We start from the raw sequence: 20,791 nt of genomic DNA, 5'->3' as shown, positions 1-20,791 counted from the left end.
TCATAGTCATGCGATACTACCAGAAAAGCGTTTGGCAGGCTGGAAAGATATTCGGCAAGCCATGTAACATGCTCCTTGTCCAAAAAGTTCGTCGGCTCGTCCAAAAGCAAAATATCTGGCTTCTCAAGCAGCAGCTTCGCCAGTATGACCTTTGCCCTCTGCCCGCCGCTCATCTGCTCAATCGGTCTGTCTAACCCGACTGCCGTTAAGCCCAGACCTGTCGCTACCTGTTCTATCTTTGTGTCAATCAAATAAAACTCTTTGCGTTCTAATTCTTCCTGATACCTTGCCGCCATGCCTAGCTTTGCCATATCCCCATTCGCAGACTGGCAGTACAGCTCATTCATCCTGTTTTCTATCTCATACAGCCCAGAAAATGCGGATTGCAGGAACTCCCTCATCGCCACGCTTTTTTCAATTTGGGCGTACTGGTCGAGATACCCTATTTTTGTGTTCGGCTGCCATACTATCCTGCCAGAGTCGGGGATAAGCTGCTCCGTGCAAATTTTTATGAACGTGCTTTTTCCCGCCCCGTTCTGACCGACAATCCCGATATGCTCCCCTTTGTTCAATGTAAAATCTGCGTTTTTAAACAGATAATTTTCTCCAAAAGAATGCGTTAATCCCGTAACTTCTAATAAACTCATAATCATTGTCCTCTCTTTTTACTGTCTGATTTTTCAAAATGGGCAAAAAAATAGCAGAAGTCAGATACTCTTGGTATCATGCCTTCTGCTATATCCGTTCCATCGCAAACCGCTTGCAGGAAACAGCCCATATACAACAAAAGGCTACGGACAAAACACTGTCCATAGCCTGCTGCACACAAATTTGTACGGAAAAAGAAACAATATATGAAAAAGACATAAAATCCCTCTCATGTACTGCTGCATTTCCCGATGAAATCCTAACGTGTTATATTACGCTATACTCTGTACAATGTTTCATCGGATTTGATTGTACAGAGCTGATTTTCTTTTTAGGCGGAAGTTCGTTTGTGATGTAAAAGCTCATGAAACTGTTCTCCTTTAAAATTAGTGCAAATTATTTTAGCATGAAAACCAGCAGTTTGTCAAATCCTATTTTTATGAAATTTTCAGACTTTTCATCTCACATAACTTGAGATTACAACAATTTGATTTTAGAAATTACAATTTTTTATGTTTCAATTACCACTCACTATCATGCTTAAATCAACTTCCCTTTCTTTACCCGAAAAATGGTGTCCGCCTGTTTTGCAAGGTCGTTCGAGTGGGTAACAATAATCACGCATTTATTCATTTCATGGGCGCATCCTTTCAAGATGGAGATAATCTCTGCCGCTGTATCTTCGTCTAAATTTCCAGTTGGCTCGTCCGCAAGTATCACTTTCGTATCGGAAGCCAATGCACGGGCAATCGCCACACGCTGCTGCTGACCGCCTGAGAGTTTTAAGACATTTCGTTTACATTCTTCCTCGGTCAGCCCGACACGCTCTAAAATTGGCTGCGGTGAAAGCTTTGCTGTCAAAGCGACATTTTCTTTTGGCGTTAGATAATCAATCAGATTGTAGCTCTGGAAAATAAATGCCACATTATTTTTTCTGTGATTGGCAAGCCCTAACTTTTTAATATCCTGTCCATCATATAAAATCTGTCCGTCTACGGGGCTGTCCAGACCTCCCAACAGTGACAGAAGCGTGGTTTTGCCACATCCCGACTGTCCGAGGATGGCATACATTTTCCCCTCATCCAGTGCTGTGCTTATGCCATTTAATACATTCCGCTTATTATCGTAAGAATAGCGGACTTTCTGAATTTCCATAATGCTCATAATAAATTCCTCCTTAATCCATTTGTGAAAGTATCTTTTTAGGCTTCATCTGTATCACTGTGATAGATGCCGCTGAAACTGAAAGAACGATAAGAAAAGCTCCAAGAACATATACATAAAGCAAATTGTTTGGATTGACATTCACTTGAACGCTTTCCACCATTTCCATGTTTGAAGAATCATAAGGAATATACTGCCCTGTTATATCAAGGTACTCCGAGCCGTCATCGGGCAATTCTATTTCTGGTATAGGCTGTGATTCGGCTACTTGATTGAAAATCAAATCACTCACACCTTGCGAAAGCAAACTGCTTGTAAAGTAGGACAGCCCAAAAGCAACTACCGCTATCAACAATACTTCCACTATATACTGAAAAACAATGTTGCCTTTTGTGATTCCAATCGAAAGCAGTATTCCTGTTTCATATCTCCGTTGTTTTATCCACATGGACAAAATCAATATCAAGATGCTGACACTCACTACAATACAACCGACAATCAGCCAGACAATCAATCTTTGCATGGACGTTAAAGATGCGGCAACCGCTTCATAGGCAGAGTTATCTACCGTAAGTGAGAAACAATCCCAGTCCAAATCGAGATTCTTTATTTCTTTTGCAATCCTGTCAATTTCTCTGGGGTCGTCCACATAAAAATCAACTCCATTGTCATACTGTATTTCATCCCTCTGCATGATTTCCTGCATTGCCTTATGGTCAATAATCAGACGGTTACGCTTGTCCGTTGATGTAGTCTGGAATGAATCGGTATCCCCCTTATACTCGTAAATACCAACGACTGTCAGTTCCACATCTGGATAATCACCACTGTCAAAGCAGCACTGTACGGTAATGGTATCGCCGAGCTTTAAATTGTTTTTTTCCGCAACTGCCGAACTAATTAAAACAGCATGGTCATCATCTTCCTTAATATGCCGTCCTTCTATCAACTGGAACGCTTTTCGGGTAAAGAAATTAAAATACTCTGAATTTGTGACAGATGGAAGCCTGCTGTCATCGAATTCTGCACCAAAACTAAACCCAGATATGAAATCAAAATCTTTTGCATAAACATCCCCGTCACCTATGCCGTTATATGCTTTCACCCCGTCTACTGATATAATCTTTTGAATATCCTTGTCAGTAATGGGAGTTCCAACATATTCAACCATCATTCCCCCTGCTGCCTGCTGATACCGCCAGTTTGCCTCATTACTTTCATCTAACTCTAATCGGATGCTCCCTCCCACGGATTGACGCAGGCTCAAGGCAGAATCATCCGTTGCTTTATAAATAGACAATCCCGTCAGTATAAAAGTAGACATCGCAAGCAAAACGCAAAATAAAAGAACGGTTTTTACCTTTTTCCGTATGACATATAAAAAAGCTCTTTTCCATGTACTCATAATTTTTATCCTCCTGTCAGCTCATTTTTGATAAAATATCTTTTGGCTTCATACGGGCAACTGGCAGGGATGCCAGAATTACCGTGAATACGATAACGAATGTTTCTATCAGAAATTGCAGCAATATGTTTTGCAGAGAAAGCGGCATATGAATGACTGTTTCCATACCTTTTAAAGCATTCTCTGCCTGCCCTGTGACAAAACTGCCAAGTGGAAAAGATACCAGAAACGCTAATACAGCCACCATTAAGATTTCATAGATGAACTGCATTGTAATCTGTGAAACAGATGTGCCTATGGAAAGCAATATCCCTGTTTCATGTATTCTGTTCCTTATCCGCATGGTAATCACAAGGAAAATTACAATGATACCGATAAGCATAACCGCTAAAAGCATGATTCCCGTAAGCTGCTCCAATGTTTGGATTTGGTATGCAACTGACTGGTATTCCGATTCATTGATTCGGATAAAACAGTCCTCCCACGGAATAGATGCAATCTGTTTTACCTGCTTGACAATGTGCGTCAATTCCTCTGGGTCGGTCACAAAAAAAGCCACGTTTCCAGAATATGCAGATGTTTTTTGGTTAGACAGCTTCCAGAAAATATCATGCGTCGTAAAAATGGTGTCATCGTCATACTCCATTTTGCTGTCACTGGCATAGATTCCTGCGACGAAAACTTTTGCCTGTTCCCCGCTGCCATCAGAAGCAGATTTCAATATCAGCTCACTGCCAATCCCTAAATTATTTTCTTCTGCCAGTTTAGCACTGATAACAGCTGCATCCGTATCCTCTGCCGTAATATGCCTTCCCTCCGTCAGTTCCAGTATTCCGCTTACAAAATCTGCCTGATAAGCGGTTTCCGTATTAGCAGAAAGATAACCGCTTTCCATTCCAGAGAGAAACTCCAATCCCTCCGCAGAAATGGAAAGATTTTGTTCGGCATTGTACGCCTTTATCCCGCCAACACCTAAAATCTGTTTCACTGTTTCATACAGGATAGGGATTTTATCAGCGGTATATCCCGTTTCGCTCCCGTCAAATTCCAGATGATTGATACTGCCACTCATCGTAAAGGACGCCCCTATCGTTTCCCGTAAAGCTCTGGCTGCTTTTTCTGTTCCGCTTCGGATGGAAATGCCGACCATAACGGAAACGGTCAGCAAAAGCAATAGCAAAAAAAGCGTCAGACTTTTTCCTTTCTTCCGTACATCATAAAGAAATGCCCGTTTCAAGCTGCTCAAAAAATTTTCCTCCTTTCGTTTGTTTCGCTTAAATTTTATACCTCTGGTGTGAGTGGGGTATCAGTCTAATGTGAATGGCGTGTGAAATCACAAAAAAACTGCCTGTTTTCGATATAGACAGCTTTTTTATCCTATTCAAATTCAATCGTGAAACGCATCCCACTATTATCCTCTAAGGCGGTAAACATATAGGGGATTTGCAGCGTTTTCAATACCGTGTCTACAATGTATAACCCTAAACCATTCCCCCTTGTTTCCCTGTTTCCGCCGAATGGCATCATGGTATCCCCGCAGGGGGCTTCCTTAACTCCATATTCAAATCGGTAAAATGGTTCAAATATATGTTTTTGGTATTCCTGCGGGATTGGGACACATTCATTTTCCAGAACCAATTTTTGTTCTTCTATATAAATTTTTATAGTACCTCCTTTGGGCGTATAAGAAACCGCATTAGACAGTAAATTGGAAATTACTTTCCTTATCATTGATATAGGGTAATGGACAGAGAAGTTTTCTGAAACATCCATTTCTATGCGAATACCCTTTGATTTTGCAATCATCTGATACGGTTCTGACATCTGCTCTATCAGCTCTGATATATCAATTTCCGTATCATTTTTCGTATCATCCGCCGTAGATTTTGAAGCGTCTAAAATTTCTTTAATCATCACTGCAAGTTGTTCTGTGAGCATTTTACATTTTGGCAGATAAATCGTGTGGTCTTTGTATTTCCCTACGTTTAAAATCATATTTTCCAACATGGCATTGATAGCCGTAACAGGCGTTTTTAACTCATGGGATGCAGAGCGCATTAAATTTGTTTTCTGCACTTCCATTTCTTCTACCTTATAAATTTCCTGCTCTAAGTTATGGATTGTTTTTAGCAGATTATTATAAAGTGCGTTTACATTGTCTGCCAATGTTTCAATTTCATCGTGTGTATGGACTTCGCAGGAAATCCCATGCGTTAATCCCTGCATTTGTTTTGTTACATTAGTAATCTGCTTGATAGGCTTCGTGAGCATATGGGAATACAGCAATGCAGACAATAGTGAGATAAGCGTACAGGCAAATGCTGTAACAGGCAGGATAACTATGATGGTACTGACTGCATCCTCAATCTGCTGCCTTGATATGACCGCCCTCACATACCCTTTCTGGTTCGGAAATATCTGTTCTGCATATAAAAAATTTTTATCTCCTTTGGGATTTCGAGATAAAGATATTTTTATCTTGCCGTCCGATTCTTCCGCAATGATGCTTACATCTTCTTTATCTCCGCTTGGATTTTCGGTGTCCTCTGAACACTTCAAATATCCGTCATCCCCCACGTTCAACAGTTTCATTTCATATGTGTATCCGTCATATTTTACCAGAATATCCGCATACCATTTCCCCGCAAAGTCAGTCACTAAAGCAAGCCTGCCCGTATCTTCCGTATCTGCAATTTCCTCGCATAATTTCTCAATATCGGCTTCCAACGCATTACGCTGTCGGTAATTGTAAACAGTAGGAAGCAGAATATAGACCAGCAAATGGGAAACTGCCACAATAACTATCATCAGGCTAAATGTGTATAAAAAAGTCTTTGGAAATAATTTCAGTTTCTTCATACATCCACCTCTAACTTATAGCCAATCCCCTTTACGGTAACGATACAGTCAAGTTCCAGTTTTTTACGCAGGTTCCTAATATAACTGTCTACAATACGGTCTATCACATAAGAGTCATCTCCCCACACTGCATTTAATATCTGCGACCGTGACAGCACCAGACCTTTATGGTCGAGTAGGAGCTTCAGCAAGTCAATCTCTTTTGGCGTTACATCTATTTTCCCCTTTGGGTTGCAGGCAGAGTACCCAGAAAAATCAACTGTCAAATCACCATATTTCCAAATTTTTGTTTCTTCTTTGCCACCTGCCCGACGGAGCAATGCCGTGATGCGTTTTCCAAGCACTACCATAGAAAACGGCTTTGTCATATAATCATCTGCCAGACAGTCAAAACTTGATACCTGTGTATATTCATCTTCCAAAGCCGTAAGCATGATAACTGGTATCTGGCTTGTCTTTCGTACAGTGTTTAATACTGCAAGCCCCGACATGGTAGGGAGCATAATATCAAGAACAATTAAGTCCACTGTATTCTGCGAAAAAAGCTCTAAAGCATCTGTTCCGTCATATGCGGATATGATTTCGTGACCTGCTTCCTGCAAGTATTCAGAAAGAGCTTCGTTTGTATCTATGTTATCCTCTACAATCAATATCTTTGCCATAAAGACCACCTCCAAGTTTATTTTAGCATTTCTGTGTGAATGGCGTATGAATTTTTATACTGAACCACTTAATACTCCCATTATAATTATCTGTTTTTTGTGATTCAACTGTGCGAATACCCACTTTTATCTCTCAAGACAAGAGATAGAACCTCTTATGAGCAGAGATTTCACATCGTTTTATAAGAACTTCCATCTCTGTAAAATAGATATTATAAAATTTTTTAGTATGGGCGGTGAAAAAATGGGTAATGATTTGGAAAATTTTGATTTTCTGGAATTAGGGCAGGCAATCCAAGATGCACGTGAAAAACAGCGGATTACAAGAGAGGAATTAGCCGAGGAGCTTGGAATTTCGGCAAGACATTTGCAGTCTATTGAAAAAGAGGGGCAGTATCCGAGTTTTCGGCTGTTTATTCAGCTTGTGACAATGTTCCACATATCCGTAGACCAGTACATACACCCAGACAGTCCGATAAAGAAAACAACTTTACGTCGGCGTTTAGATGTGCTTCTTGATACTTTTGATGATGCGGAATTGACTATTATAGCAGGGACGGCGCAGGGGATATGTAAGGCAAAAAAGCAGCCAGAGGATTGACCTCTGGTTTCCTTTTACCTTGTTCAACTAATAGTTTGGACATCCGTAGCCGTATATTGAACCGCTCCCGACTGGATAGCTCCGCTGTTTGCAGGCATCCCCAGAGTTGCCCTCCACGGTGTAGACCGTCCCATTCTCGCATTTTTCCACGATTCCCACATGGTCGATTGAGCCGTCGCTCCCCCAATCAAAGAAAATGAGGTCGTCCTCGCCGTATGGCTCTGCAAGAGGTCGTCCACATTCTGTGTGATTCCAGTGCAGTACGCCCCGTACTTACGCACACGCTTCCAGAGGGTAAAGAGGAAGTTCGCCGAGTATTCATGCTGAAAGAGCAGATAAATCTCGTCAATGAAAATAAAGGTGTTCCTGCCTTTCGCCCTGTTCTGGGTGATGCGGTTTAAGATGCTGTCGAGGACAACAAGCATACCGATAGGCTGTAACTGCTTGCCCAAATCCAGAATATCGTAGCAGATAAGTGCAGGCTGTAAACGGTCGTGCTTGTCTGGCTGTACGGGCTTGCAGAGCTACGGCATCCCGTGACGAACTCCCACACAAGGGTCTGGGTGGCAAGCCATTTCTCGTCGTCGCTCCCAGATAAGTTTCCGCTGTTGCCCTGATAGCCGTAGAGCAGGGCAAGCCCTACCGCCTTTTTCTGTTCTGCGGAGAGGGCGTTCCATGTGTTGGAAGATGCCTTTGCCAGCGTGTTCCCTGTTTTTAAGGGTACGCCTGGCTGTATGCAGAACGCCGTTTCCCCGTCCACATACATGCGGTACTTGTATTCGCCCGTGCCGCCTGCGGTATGACCGCCGATGTTCGCACTGGAATTGTATCTGATTGCGTTCCCTGCGCCGTCGTAGGTGTGGGTAAAACTAATCGTGCCGATGTCGCCCGCAGCAAACGCTGTCGTGGCAGGGACGGCGGACAGTGCCGTGACCGCAGCCAATGCAAACGCCGCAGCCCTTTGAAATAATTTACGAATCTTCATTCATTACCTCCTGTTCGTTCTCATGTTGATAGTTGACTTTCTGGCAGAAAAAAAGCCGCCCATGTGGACAGCTTTAATTGTTCTTTTCTCGGATAGTTACTGGCAGTATCTAGGGGGAGAGGTGTGGAGAGGGGGACGCTCAAAAAAAATTTGCTATCCCCCAAAGGGCGGACTTCTCCCCAAGTGTGCGGTTATCTTTCCTGCCCCCGCTGCCTTTGCAGATGGCGGTTGTAGAACTCCAACGCCTTTACGACAAAATCCGTTTCCTGCCCTCTGGGGATGGATTTCGGTATGAGCTTGGTTATCCGCTCGTCCTTAAAGGCGGGCTTCTCTTTCTGGTTTGGCTTTTCCTCCTGCATGATGCTCTGGATAACCCCATCCGTGAGCTTTCCCTCCTGCATGAACTTTTTCATCTTGATAGCCTGTGCAAGAGAGGGCGTGGCATCGTTGTAGCCCATCGCTTCAAGCAGGGTGTACTGCTGTTCCTCGGACAGATAGGAGATTTCCACCGCAGGGCGGAAGGCAATCTGGCGTTCATCAACCATTTGCAGGATTTCGGGTACAAGCTCGGTCAGACGGATAAAGCGGCGTATCTGGTCTTTGCTTTCTCCAACGAGTTCGCCTAATTCTTTATCAGAACGTCCACTCTGTAACTTAGTCGCCACTGGCGACGAAGTTAAATCACTTCGCTGTCCCTGCCGTTTCATCGCTTCAAGCCGCATCTTATACGCAAAGGCTTTCTCACTCGGCAAGATAGTAGTCCTTTGGAGATTGCTCTCAACCATGACAATGATAGCTTCGTCACGGGTCAGCTCCTTAACCTCGCATTTGAGCGTTTCAAGCCCTGCAAGCTCGCAAGCTTTTTTCCTCCTGTGACCGCTGATAAGCTCATACCGCCCGTCCTCTTTCTGGCGGACTGTGGCAGGGGTCATTACGCCGCTCCGCCTTACGCTGTCCACAAGCTGCTCCATGTCCTCGTCCATTAAGACCTTGAACGGGTGGTCTGGGAACTCGTCAATCTCCGCAATCGGGATTTCCCTTATTTTGCTTAGCTTCGCTTCCGCACGGCTCTCGTCCGTTTCAAAGAGGTCATCGTATGCGGTCAGCTCGATTTTGCTTCCTCTGCTTTTCGCCAAGCTCTGCCACCTCCTTTCCGAACTGCTCGTAAGCAGCGGCTACCTTGCCGCCTTTGTCGTAGGCAAAAATGCTCTTTCCCTCTGCGGTAGCTTCCACGGCTCGGATGGAGTGGGGTATCTGTGTGTCGAATACTTTAATCCTCTGCCCATAAGCACTTTTTACCGTTGCCGTGATTTCCTTAGAGATGTTCGTGCGTGGCATTACCATCGTCATAAGGATGCCGTCAATCCGCAGGTGCGGGTTGATTTGCCGTTTGACCTTAGACACGGAGCGAAGCAACAGCTCTAAGCCTTTGGCGGAAAGATAATGGGGCTGTGTCGGGATAACCACGCTGTCAGCAGCCGCAAGAGCGTTGATTGTCAGCATACCCAAGCTCGGCATACAATCCACAAGAACCGTGTCGTAATTCTTTTTTACTTCATTGATGCAGGTTTTCAGTATGCTTTCACGGCTTATGGCGTTAATCAGCCTTACTTCCAGTCCCGACAGTTCAATGTTGGACGGGAGCAGGTCAACGCCCTCGTCATGGTGCAGGATGCTTCTGGAAACATCGACAGGTTTATCATCAATGATGTCCTGCATGATAGTCGAGAGCGTGTCGGGCAAGTCGTCTGGTCGGCTGTAACCGAGCGACATGGTTAGGTTTGCCTGTGCGTCGGCATCAATGAGCAGGACTTTCTTACCCTGCTGTGCCAGAGCCACGCCCAGATTGACCGCCGTGGTGGTCTTTCCAACGCCGCCTTTCTGGTTGGTTAAAGCGATTACTTTGCAATTTGACATAGGATGCGTCCTCCTTTCGCATAGATTTAGCCACTTTGTCAAGGTGGCTATGTAAGAGTACCAGAGAACGCAAAAAAGCCGCTTACTCTTAAAAAATCAATAAGAATAAGCGGCTCTGTGATGTGCCTTAGACATATTCAATTTTCTACGCTTTATATCAATATCCCAAAATATGTTTTGTTGACTTTGAAGCAGATTTTATAGTTTTTTTACCCTCCTTCGCTTCTTTTTCACCCTCACTTAATATCTTTTGTACAACATCTTCATATTTTGCCATTTGAGATAAACGAACCCTTATCTGAATTGCAGTTCCTTTTAAATAACAATTTTGTGGATATTCCTTTATCCCATCTTCATCTACTTTCATTGCTGCATCACCACTTAATATAATAAAACTTCCTCCCAAAGCAGCACATGTTCTACTTACCATGTATAATCCATATCCCGAATTTGCCCATTCATCCATTGAAGAATTGCTTCTACCAGGAACAAAAGTTCTTGAAATACCTGGTTTTAACGCATACTTCAATGCTTCTTTGTCTGTACTTATTAAACTTTCATATGCTATATTACTTAATAAGCTTTCTCTGATTCCAATTCCTTCATCCAAAATTGCAAGTTCAACCAAGTCGAATGAAGGCCAATATTGTGCACAATACCAAATTTCTTTAGCATTACTATGTTCAGGTATATTTCTCATTATTTCTGTTAATGCATAACTCAACCATTTCTTATAAGAAGAATTTCCTTGTGACAATACATTTGCCATTAAATTTGATTTACTAACTATTACTTCCTGTATCCTCTCCAAATTAGTCGCACCCTGTTCTCGAAGTTCTTTAATGTCTAACTTGGTAATTGGAAGATACCTCTGATTACCGTAATTTTCATCAAACCCTTTTCCATGTTTGATTCCAATTGCTGTATAAAATCTCATATGTTCAGCATAACTATTATTGCAGTTTTTAGCGACACATTTTTTTACATCTGATTCATTTCTTCTCTGTCTAATTGAACTAGAAACCACTAGCATCGGAAAAGGGTCGCAATTATGTACCTTAGAAAAATCAAACACTTCTCCTTCTTCCAAAAAACAATTATGAATTTCTTTTGAAAATTCTAATGCACTTTTTACCGTTAAATCTGGCACGTATATCATCTGTTTTCTCCCATCATTCTTGATAATCTCTTATTCTACAACTTTCTTTCATATAATTCATTTTATTAGTCACTCTTTCAATATTTTTAAAGCAATAGACTCTGCATCACTATTGTAAAATTATATTACTAAACATTTTCTTGAAATTTTAATATCCATTCTCCAAAGCAGCTTATCACTTCTTATTTGCTCATAAATCAAATCATCCGAAAATGCTCCAACGCCTCCCTTATCGCCGCTTCTTTCTCTGGCGGGCATTTCGGCTGTCTGGCATTTTCTGATTTTGGCAGATTATAGTTCACCCTCTCGATAATCCCACATTTCTCTTTTACCTGTGCGATATATAAATTGCTGACTTTCAATCCCGTATGTTCCAACACATAATCCTTGATTTCCTCATAGGTTGCCTTGCTCTCCGCAGCCGTTAAATCAAGCTCGTCCATCTGAAGCTCCACCTCGATATGTTGGTCTGAATGAAGTTTGGACAATAAACAGACCGTCTCCACATGCCCCGTCCCCGGAAACATATCCACTCCTCCCATCCTTACCACCTCATACCCGCTCCCCAGCAAAACTTCCAAATCCCGCACCAGGCTGGTAGGCTTACAGGAAATATAAACCATCCGCTCCACTCCATAACGGATAATCTTAGAAAGGGCCTTGGGATGTATCCCGTCCCTGGGTGGGTCAAGGACAATAAAATCCGGTTTATCCCTGATTTCATCCAGCACCTTTAGCACATCCCCGGCTATAAACTCACAGTTGTCAAGGTGATTCAACCCGGCATTTTCCCTGGCCGCCAAAACAGCCTCCTCCACAATCTCAACGCCGATTACTTTTCCCGCCGCCGGGGCAAGCATCTGGGCAATGGTGCCTGTGCCGCTGTACAAATCAAATACCGTACTCTCCTTTGCCGTATCACCGATAAACTCCCTGGCCAGGTCATAGAGAACCTCCGCACCCAAAGAGTTTGTCTGAAAAAAGGAAAAAGGAGTTATCTTAAATTTCAGTCCCAGAAGATGTTCAAAAAAGAAGTCATCCCCAAAAAGAACCTGTGTGCCCTCATTTTTAACCACATCCGCCACACTGTCGTTTCTGGTATGTAAAATCCCTGCCAGCTTTCCATCCAGGGGAAGTGCCTTAAGCTTGTCCGCAAACTCCTGCAAAAGCTCCTCCTCACGGAAAGTTTCCACCTGTGAAGTAGTGATTAAATCAACCAAAATCTCCCCGGTAGCGGAAGCTTTCCGTACCAGGAGATGCCGCAGGTATCCCTCATGGCGCAGCCTGTGGTAAAAAGGAATCTTTTTCTCCCCGAAAAAATCCCTCACAGAAACTAAAATTTTTCTGTAATCCCCGTCCACAATACGGCAGTGCTCCACATTTACAATATCATAAAAACTTCCCCGCCTGTGCATCCCCAATGCCAGGGGGCCGTCTTTAAAAGTATCCCCGAAGGAGAATTCCATTTTATTCCTATATCCAAAAACATCGGGGCTGGGCTTAATCCCTTGAAACACCTGGTCAAACTTCCTGCCGGACTTGGACAAAACAGGTGTAAACAGCTCCTGAAGCTGCCTCTCCTTCAATTTAAGCTGATCTTCGTAACTTAAATTCTGGTAGGTACAGCCGCCGCAGGTTCCAAAATGGGGGCAGAGCGGCTCTGCCAGCTCATTTTCTGCCTTTCTTAGCACCTCCACCAGCCTTCCTTCATATTTTCCGTTCCTGGCCTTATTTACCACGAAGGAAACGGTCTGGCCTGGCAGGGTATTTTTCACTACCGCCCGCTCACCCTCCGGCGTCACTGCAATCCCTTTATTGGGAAACAGCACTTTTTCAATTTTTCCCTCATACTGCTGCTTTTTTTTCATCATTCAACCTCATCTCTTTATTCTTCCCCACTAGTACAACTTAGTATCTGTTGTACTAAAATGCCCGCCGCAAAAAGGGCAGGAAACCGCCGTCCCTGAAATGATTCCAGGGGCACAGATAGGAAATACCCCGCAGCAAGCTGCAGGGTATTTCGTTTTCATCTCATTATTCTGTTGTCATTGCAATTCGGATGATCTGATTTCTCTGAAAACACTTAAACCCCCCAACTCTCCGGCTTCACAGCCAAAACCTGGGCAGAAAAAACGGCTTCTTAGTTGTCTTCCTCCTCGTCATCCTCCTCATCATCGTCATCAAAGAAGTCATCCTCGAATTCGTCCTCAAAATCATCTTCAAAATCTTCCAGATAATCCGGTGTGAAGAAGCGGTAAATACCGTAAACTGCTGCTGCAACAGCTACCACGATACCCACAATTGCGAAAATCCATACCACTTTAGAGGTTTTCTTTGTGTCATCTTCCTTCTTGTTCAGGAAATCATTGAGTTTTGTCATTGTTAAAAAATCATCTACCTTGTTCATCGTGCACACTCCTTTTCTTTGCTTCCAAAGATTCATACAGGTATTATAACATATCTTTCCCAGTTGGAAAATAAAAAATTACGATTCTTTTCATATTTTCTGAAAATTTTATAATTTTTTTAGTTTTGCAAAGGAGGCAAACATCTTTTTGGTTCCCGCCTTGTCAAAATCCACCGTAACTTCATAATCCCTGCCGCCTTCCACGATGTTTGTCACAATTCCCTCCCCGAATTTTATATGGGAAACCCGGTCCCCTTCTGTGTAATCCAGGGCTTTCTTTTCCGCCGCCCCGAAATTTTTGGCTGCCGCAAGGCCGGAAACGGCCACAGGCTTCTTTTTAAAGGAGTCTTTTGCCTGGCGGTAAGGATTTTTTGTCTCTGTGCTCTTCTTTGGCGCTGGAGCCGCCTCCTGGCCGAAAAGCACGGAAGGAATCTCCTGTACAAATCTGGAAAGCCGGTTAAACTGGGTTTCTCCCCGGATCATTCTCTGTCTGGCGCTGGTAATTACCAAATGTTCTTTTGCCCGGGTAATCCCCACATAGGCAAGCCTTCGCTCCTCCTCCAAATCCTCCATGGCCGTATCCGACACAATGGACATGTAGCTGGGAAACAGCCCGTCCTCCATCCCTGCAAGGTACACATTAGGAAATTCCAGCCCCTTTGCACTGTGAAGGGTCATAAGAACTACATAATTGCTGTCCTCCTCCAAGCTGTCTATGTCAGCCACAAGAGCAACTTCCTCTAAAAACCCGCTTAAAGTCGGCTCCTGTGTATCCTCCTCGTAGGCCGCAATCTTGCTGATTAACTCGTCGATATTTTCGATTCGTCCTGCCGCCTCCTCTGTGCCCTCCAACTCCAGTTCTTCCACATACCCGGTGGTTTCAATAATTTCGTTTAACAAATCTGTAAGGCCGATAAGGTCAAGTTTGCTGCGCATTGCCTGGATAAATGTGACAAAAGGCCTAATCTTTCCGGCAGCCCTGCCAAGACCTGGAATTTCCTCCGCCTTTTTTAAAGCGTCATAAAAACTCATGCCGTTTGCATCTGCAAAAATCTGCACTTTATTTAAAGATGCCGCCCCAATCCCCCGCTTTGGAACATTGATAATCCGCCGCACCGCCAAATCATCCCTGGCGTTGTCAATAGTTTTTAAGTAACAGAGCAAATCCTTGATTTCGCGGCGGGCATAAAAGTTTACCCCCCCCACAATTTTGTAGGGGATATTGCTCACCACAAACTTTTCCTCAAAAAGCCGGGACTGGGCATTGGTGCGGTAGAGAATGGCACAGTCCCTGTAATTGTAATTCTCCTTATACACTTTTTCCGTAATATCCCTTGTGACAAAATCCGCTTCGTCATAGGAAGTCTCAAGCTGCTTTAACACCAGTTTTTCCCCCTGGCCGTTGGCCGTCCAAAGGCGTTTTTCCTTCCTTCCCCGGTTGTTTGCAATCACATGGTTTGCCGCATCTAAAATATTCTGGGTGCTGCGGTAATTCTGTTCCAGTTTAATGACGCAGGCCTGTGGGAAATGCTTTTCAAAATTTAAAATGTTGTAAATATTTGCACCCCTGAATTTGTATATGGACTGGTCGTCATCCCCCACCACACAGAGATTCTTATACTTTCCCGCCAGGAGATGAATCAGTTCAAACTGCGCCGTGTTTGTATCCTGGTACTCGTCCACCATTATGTAACGGAATCTCTCCTGATAGGAGTCAAGAACCTCTTCCTCCTTTCGGAAGAGTTCCACAGTCTGTAAAATCAAATCGTCAAAATCCAGAGCGTTGTTTTTCTTTAAGGCATTCTGGTACTCCCTGTACACCTGGGCCTGTTTTTGGAGGGCAAAGTCCACTCCCGCATTCCGGGTAAACTCCTCCACCCCGATCATCTCATCCTTTGCGGAGGAGATAGCTGCCAAAAACGTTTTTTCCTTATAAATCTTGGTGTCAATCTGAAGCCTTTTGCAGATATCTTTCATCAAAGATTTCTGGTCGTCTGCGTCATATATGGTAAAATTAGTGTCGAACCCTATCCTGTCAATATACCGCCTTAAAATCCGCACACAGGCAGAATGGAAGGTGGAAACCCATATACTTTCTGAGCCGTGGCCCACCATAGCGCTAATGCGCTCCCGCATCTCCCCTGCCGCCTTGTTTGTAAAAGTAATGGCCAGGATGTTCCAGGGATTTACCCCTTTTTCTTCTATTAAATATGCTGTCCTGTGGGTCAATACCCGGGTCTTTCCGGAACCCGCCCCCGCCAGAATCAAAAGAGGCCCCTCCGTCTTTAAAATCGCCTCTTTCTGTGGTTCATTTAATGTGTCATAAACACTCATACCGGTACTCCTGCCTTTTTCTCATGTTTTGCGGCTTTTACCTCTCTGCCGCCAGAATTTATTCTATACATTTTACCATATTCCAATGGGACAGTTCAAGGCTATAAAGAAAATCCAATGGGATCATTTGACACTATTCGCCGTTTCTCGACATATACTATTACAAACCTATTCAAAAAAACCATCAGCACAGGGTAAATTTCCCATCTGATCAAGGAGTGCCATGTTTCATGAGACGAAATGGAATAAACAATTTAACATAGGAATTGATTCGATTGACAATGCCCACCGGAGACTTTTTTCCATCGTGGGTAAGCTAATCCATCTGAGCAGAGATGAAAATAACGGACAATGGGCATGCGCCGAAGGTATCAAATACTTTAAAAACTATGCCATAGAACACTTTGCCGATGAGGAAGCCTATATGCAATCTATCTGCTATAAAGAATATGGGATACACAAGCGCCTGCATGACGACATGCGGTATGAAACACTTCCCGCACTGGAAAAAGATCTCACAGAATCAAACTACTCCCAGGAATCGATCCAGCATTTCCTGGGCATCTGCCTTGGATGGCTTACCGCCCACATTATGATTGAAGACCGGGCCATTACAGGTAAAGTTTCAACCAGATGGAAAGCAGATAACGCCGGCATCCCCATGGATACCTTAAAAAATGCCCTGCTTGTCACCGTACAGGAAATTTTCAGATTGAAAACAGAGATTGTAAGCGAACATTACAGCGGAGAAAATTTCGGACCAAGCCTAGTCATCCGATTGACCTACCTTTCAAAAGATAAAGAAACCGTACAGATTTTCATAGTTCTGGAAAACAGCCTGGTATTGAAAACGGTCAGCGCTATGCTGAATATGCCCCTTAAAAAAATGGATAAGATAGTTATGAATGCCGCCAAAGAACTGTCACAGCATATTGCGGAACAACTTGGCGCACATAACCGTCTGTCCTCACAATATGAACTGGAAAACAGCCACATCGTTGCTATGGACCAGTTTAAAAAAATCTTTTATTCGGAAGGTTTCGATTACAGCCTGCTGCTCGATGCCGGTCATAGTTATCTTGCCTTTTGTGTGAAGTTAGATTAAAAGCTCATCATAGAATCCGGCTGCACTAGGGCAAAATTTCAGGCATCCGGGATTACGGCTTAAGGAATGCCATGAAATCCATTTCTTCCTATTCCGTAAAATCCCGGTTCCTAAACAAGCTGTCATTGCCAATAAGTTATTTTTTGTTACACATCGCTTTCCCTGAGCCTCTCTACAATGGATTTCCCGGAAAACGCCCGGTATGCCAAAAGAGGCAGGACAATTCCCAAAAGTAAAAACACAGGGATGACACAAAATACCGGAAGCATGGTAAATCTGGCTGTGAAAAACCAGAACATGTTCTCAAACATATTTCCCGCCAAAGGCTCTATCAAAAGGCAAAAGATTAGGGAACTAATCAGGGAAAACAAAGCGTAGAGAAGCCCTTCCCACACCAGCATGGTCTTAAGCTGCCTCCCCGTCATTCCAATGGACTGGAGCATGGCAAATTCCCTCCGCCTGGTAATGATTCCCGTAAGGATGGCGTTTAAAAAGTTTAATATGCCGATAACTGCCACAATAAAACAGAGCACCCCTCCCAACAGAAGGAACATATTCCGGAAATTCTTAAAATCATCCCGGATAATTTTTTTGCTCTCATAGGCAAGGCCAAGGCTGTCGTTTTCCGTAAGCTCTGCAAGAAATTCTTCTGCCAAAGCCTCCTCCTCTTCTCCCGGAGTATCAAAAAGATAAAACATCCGGGCAAGTTCCTGTCTGCTGTCATTTTTCAGCTGCTCTTTGGAAAGCAGGGCCTCAAACCCTTCCGTTTTGTACCGGTAACCCATTTTATAGGGAAGGACTACCAGGGCGCACACCTGATATTCCACCTCATTGCTTAACTTCACTTCCTCTTCCATATACTCATAAGGTGTGGCGTCATCCGCCAGCTCCCCTGTCCGTGAGTCATAATAATTGCAGCTTTCAATGTAGGAGACAGGTATGGTATCCCCAATCTTTGGGTACTCCCCGTAAGGTTTCCCATAGTCGTCCACGGACACGCAGATGGCAATCTCATGGCTGTCCGCCTGCTTTAACGGGGTGATATCCCCCTCAATCACTGTGAGTTTCTCAAACAAACTCTCATCCAAAGCCTCTATCTGAAGCCCAGACTTAAGCAAACCGTTTTTGCGCTCCACTTCTTTTATTTCCCGCTCTAACATCTCCCCGCTCTGAAAAGAGCCCTTGCGGTAGAGATCCTCTGTCAGCCATGCATAATCAAGATTTACCACTGTAGAATATGCACTGCCCTCCAGTTCACAGTAAGTGTTTTTCCTGACCATTTCCAAAATTTCCTCCGGCAGCGCCTCCCCTCCCTTTCTGTAATGAGATCTCATGTATTCCGTTTTGCTTAAAAGAAAATCTCCCGCTGTCTGTTTACTCACATATTTTTCCATGTCAAAGCCCCTGACAAAGGAAAACAGGCTGGTTAAAAGCACTACTGCCAGGGATAAGGACAACACCACCAGCAGGGTTTTGCTTTTGCTGCGGCCCATATTTGCCCAGGCCATGGAAAAGACGTCCGCCCCTTTGGTTTTGCGGGTCTTTTTCTTCCCCTGAGCACTCTCCGTATAGCGCAAAGCCTCGATGGGGGAAACCTTTGCCGCAATCCTCCCTGGCTTTGACACGGAGAGAAGAACCGTTACCAGGGAAAATAAAGAAGCTCCCAGAAAAATCATCGGGGACATGCTAAGTTTTGCCACTGCAAAATCCATAGTGCCTGATAATACACGGGGCAGGAGAAGGGAGCCTATAATAAAGCCAAGTACAAGGCCAAGGGGAATTCCCACCGTGGAAATCACAAGGGCCTGGATGCGGATTATCCGCTTTAGCTGCCTTGGGGTGGTTCCAATGGTTTTTAACATGCCGTAAAACCGGATATCATTTGTAACGGAAATCCGAAATACATTATAAATAATCAGATACCCGGTAAATACCACCAAAAGCACGAAGGCGGCAATGGAAGCAATTAACATGGGGTCTGCCTTAGAATTCATCTCGGAGGCCACATACCCCCAGTTTACCCCAATGCGGACGCAGTTTTCCCCTTCCCTGTCCTCCCACTGGTATCCTAAATCCGTGTCAATGGACTGCATCACCCCTTCGATATTCACACTGGAGGCAAGCATAACGTTTAAATCTATCCGGAAAGGCTCCGGTACTTCTTCTGTTTTCTCTTCTGCCAGCCAGTCTTTTTCCACCATATCCATATATTCTTTTGATACATTAATATAATGGACAGGTATCACATTATCATATTCCCAGAATCCCACCAGGGTAAAGGTATCTGTCCGGCAGACTTCCTCCCCGTCTACAGCATTGGAATTTCGTATGGGATACGTGATGGTAATCTCCTCCCCTAAAACCGGCTCTGCTCCCAGTTCTTTAAGAGCCGTGGTATCCATGGAAACCTCCATGCCCTTTTGGGGCATACGGCCTTCCTTTGGGATGGCATAACTCCATTTTGTACAGTTTTCATCCATATAGCTGACTTCCGCCGGAACTTTTGCAAACCCTTCCGTGGAGAGATACCCTGCCACAGTCCTGGCCCCTGTCTCTTTCACCTTGGGGTGGGCGGTAATTTTTTCTATCTGTTCCTGGTTTACCTCTTTAAAAGTTCCGTGGCAGTACCCCCCGGCCTGGCGGAAATTGTACTCCTCATAACTTTTGGTAATAGACATTGCTATGGTAAACAGGGAAGTAAACAAAAGAGCTGTCAGTGTGACGGCAGCCACAGCGATAAGATTCCGCATCCCCGATGCCCGAAACTGGCGGAATCCCAGGCGGCGGATGCATTTTCTGTTTTTTACATTCATTTTGCCACCCCCTGCCGCTCTACAATCCTGCCGTCCTCTATGCGGATAATCCTGTCCGCAAGCTGGGCAATCTCTTCATTGTGAGTAATCATCACAATGGTCTGGGAAAACTTCTGGCTGGTAACTTTCATAAGCCCCAGCACATCCTGGCTGGTTTTAGAGTCCAGATTTCCCGTGGGCTCATCCGCCAGGACAATGGCGGGCTTTGCCGCTAAGGCCCTTGCAATGGCAACCCTCTGCTGCTGCCCCCCGGAAAGGTTGTTGGGGAGATTATTAAGCTTTGACCCAAGGCCCAGGGTATCAATTAAATTGTCCACATACCTCTTCTCCGGTGAGCCCCCGTCAAGCTGCACAGGGAGCACAATATTTTCATACACATTTAACACCGGGACAAGGTTATAATTCTGGAACACAAAACCGATTTTCCTCCGGCGGAAGATGGTAAGTTCTTCATCCTTTAAAGAAAAAATATCTTTTCCGTCCACCAAAACTATTCCGCAGGTGGGACGGTCTAATCCCCCCAACATGTGTAAGAGGGTGGACTTTCCGCTGCCGCTGGTTCCCACCACCGCCACAAATTCTCCTTTTTCCACAGAGAGGTCAACACCGTCTAAGGCATGTACTTCACTCTCTCCGCTGCCGTATATTTTTTTAAGATTTTTTGTAGTTAAAATACTCATACTTAACCTCCTGGTCTGCTGAAATTGTACTGCAGGAACTATTGTCTGTTCC

At 44.2% G+C, this 20,791-nt stretch carries 16 protein-coding genes and 3 pseudogenes; 2 read left to right on the top strand and 17 right to left on the bottom strand.

The window, feature by feature from the left end; all coding sequences use genetic code 11:
• The 6 genes from D7Y06_RS06920 to D7Y06_RS06895 all read right to left on the bottom strand — a co-directional run.
• The coding region (locus tag D7Y06_RS06920; protein WP_147415601.1) for an ATP-binding cassette domain-containing protein at positions 1-647 on the bottom strand (647 nt) is incomplete at its 3' end.
• A gap of 541 nt (positions 648-1,188) precedes the next feature.
• Positions 1,189-1,812, bottom strand: a complete 624-nt coding sequence (locus D7Y06_RS06915) for an ATP-binding cassette domain-containing protein (RefSeq protein ID WP_120407069.1) — start codon at positions 1,810-1,812, stop codon at positions 1,189-1,191.
• Positions 1,813-1,825: 13 nt separating this feature from the next.
• Complete coding sequence (locus tag D7Y06_RS06910; protein WP_120407068.1) at positions 1,826-3,217, bottom strand: ABC transporter permease; 1,392 nt, start codon at positions 3,215-3,217, stop codon at positions 1,826-1,828.
• 16 nt (positions 3,218-3,233) lie between these two features.
• The gene (locus D7Y06_RS06905; protein ID WP_120407067.1) at positions 3,234-4,463 is read right to left on the bottom strand and encodes an ABC transporter permease; all 1,230 of its coding nucleotides are present in this window, start codon (positions 4,461-4,463) and stop codon (positions 3,234-3,236) included.
• 131 nt (positions 4,464-4,594) lie between these two features.
• Complete coding sequence (locus D7Y06_RS06900; protein WP_016303335.1) at positions 4,595-6,076, bottom strand: HAMP domain-containing sensor histidine kinase; 1,482 nt, start codon at positions 6,074-6,076, stop codon at positions 4,595-4,597.
• Complete coding sequence (locus D7Y06_RS06895; RefSeq protein WP_120407066.1) at positions 6,073-6,738, bottom strand: response regulator transcription factor; 666 nt, start codon at positions 6,736-6,738, stop codon at positions 6,073-6,075. Before D7Y06_RS06895 ends, D7Y06_RS06900 begins: the two co-directional genes overlap by 4 nt.
• 244 nt (positions 6,739-6,982) lie before the next feature.
• Here D7Y06_RS06895 and D7Y06_RS06890 point away from each other — a divergent pair, with 244 nt between their 5' ends.
• On the top strand, positions 6,983-7,339 hold the full coding sequence (locus D7Y06_RS06890; protein ID WP_120407079.1) for a helix-turn-helix transcriptional regulator: 357 nt from the start codon (positions 6,983-6,985) through the stop codon (positions 7,337-7,339).
• 27 nt (positions 7,340-7,366) lie between these two features.
• Here D7Y06_RS06890 and D7Y06_RS06885 read toward each other — a convergent pair.
• The 9 genes and pseudogenes from D7Y06_RS06885 to pcrA form a co-directional block, all read right to left on the bottom strand.
• Positions 7,367-7,543, bottom strand: a pseudogene (locus tag D7Y06_RS06885) (CHAP domain-containing protein); the annotation flags it as partial.
• Positions 7,543-7,815, bottom strand: a pseudogene (locus D7Y06_RS06880) (TraG/VirB4 family ATPase); the annotation flags it as partial. The pseudogenes D7Y06_RS06880 and D7Y06_RS06885, both read right to left, overlap by 1 nt.
• Positions 7,806-8,324: pseudogene (locus D7Y06_RS28215) on the bottom strand (thioester domain-containing protein); the annotation flags it as partial. The pseudogenes D7Y06_RS06880 and D7Y06_RS28215, both read right to left, overlap by 10 nt.
• 191 nt (positions 8,325-8,515) lie before the next feature.
• Positions 8,516-9,460, bottom strand: coding sequence for a ParB/RepB/Spo0J family partition protein (locus tag D7Y06_RS06870; protein WP_120407065.1), 945 nt, complete (start codon positions 9,458-9,460; stop codon positions 8,516-8,518).
• Positions 9,414-10,241 (bottom strand): ParA family protein, encoded by an 828-nt coding sequence (locus tag D7Y06_RS06865; RefSeq protein WP_120407064.1) that lies wholly within the window; start codon positions 10,239-10,241, stop codon positions 9,414-9,416. Before D7Y06_RS06865 ends, D7Y06_RS06870 begins: the two co-directional genes overlap by 47 nt.
• A gap of 157 nt (positions 10,242-10,398) precedes the next feature.
• Complete coding sequence (locus D7Y06_RS06860; protein ID WP_120407063.1) at positions 10,399-11,400, bottom strand: sensor histidine kinase; 1,002 nt, start codon at positions 11,398-11,400, stop codon at positions 10,399-10,401.
• A gap of 197 nt (positions 11,401-11,597) precedes the next feature.
• Positions 11,598-13,268 (bottom strand): 23S rRNA (uracil(1939)-C(5))-methyltransferase RlmD, encoded by a 1,671-nt coding sequence (rlmD, locus tag D7Y06_RS06855; protein WP_120407062.1) that lies wholly within the window; start codon positions 13,266-13,268, stop codon positions 11,598-11,600.
• Between the two features lie 272 nt (positions 13,269-13,540).
• Entirely contained in the window at positions 13,541-13,807 is a 267-nt protein-coding gene (locus D7Y06_RS25890; RefSeq protein ID WP_158591297.1) for a hypothetical protein, read from the bottom strand.
• Positions 13,808-13,915: 108 nt separating this feature from the next.
• A complete protein-coding gene (gene pcrA, locus D7Y06_RS06850) occupies positions 13,916-16,141 on the bottom strand; it encodes a DNA helicase PcrA (protein ID WP_120407061.1) in 2,226 nt (741 codons plus the stop codon).
• A 223-nt stretch (positions 16,142-16,364) separates the two neighbouring features.
• Between pcrA and D7Y06_RS06845 the strand changes: the two genes are divergently transcribed.
• Positions 16,365-17,246: a bacteriohemerythrin gene (locus D7Y06_RS06845; RefSeq protein ID WP_120407060.1), complete on the top strand. Its 882-nt coding sequence runs from the start codon at positions 16,365-16,367 to the stop codon at positions 17,244-17,246.
• A 146-nt stretch (positions 17,247-17,392) separates the two neighbouring features.
• On the opposite strand, the gene D7Y06_RS06840 is transcribed toward D7Y06_RS06845, so the two are convergent.
• Both D7Y06_RS06840 and D7Y06_RS06835 read right to left on the bottom strand, forming a co-directional pair.
• Positions 17,393-20,059: an ABC transporter permease gene (locus D7Y06_RS06840; protein ID WP_120407059.1), complete on the bottom strand. Its 2,667-nt coding sequence runs from the start codon at positions 20,057-20,059 to the stop codon at positions 17,393-17,395.
• Positions 20,056-20,739, bottom strand: coding sequence for an ABC transporter ATP-binding protein (locus D7Y06_RS06835; protein ID WP_120407058.1), 684 nt, complete (start codon positions 20,737-20,739; stop codon positions 20,056-20,058). Before D7Y06_RS06835 ends, D7Y06_RS06840 begins: the two co-directional genes overlap by 4 nt.
• Between the last annotated feature and the right edge of the window lie 52 nt (positions 20,740-20,791).

Source organism: Roseburia sp. 1XD42-69, from assembly GCF_003612565.1.
Classification (GTDB): domain Bacteria; phylum Bacillota; class Clostridia; order Lachnospirales; family Lachnospiraceae; genus Roseburia_B.
Note: the sequence above shows the minus strand (reverse complement) of the source record. Positions and strands in the feature narration are given on the sequence as shown.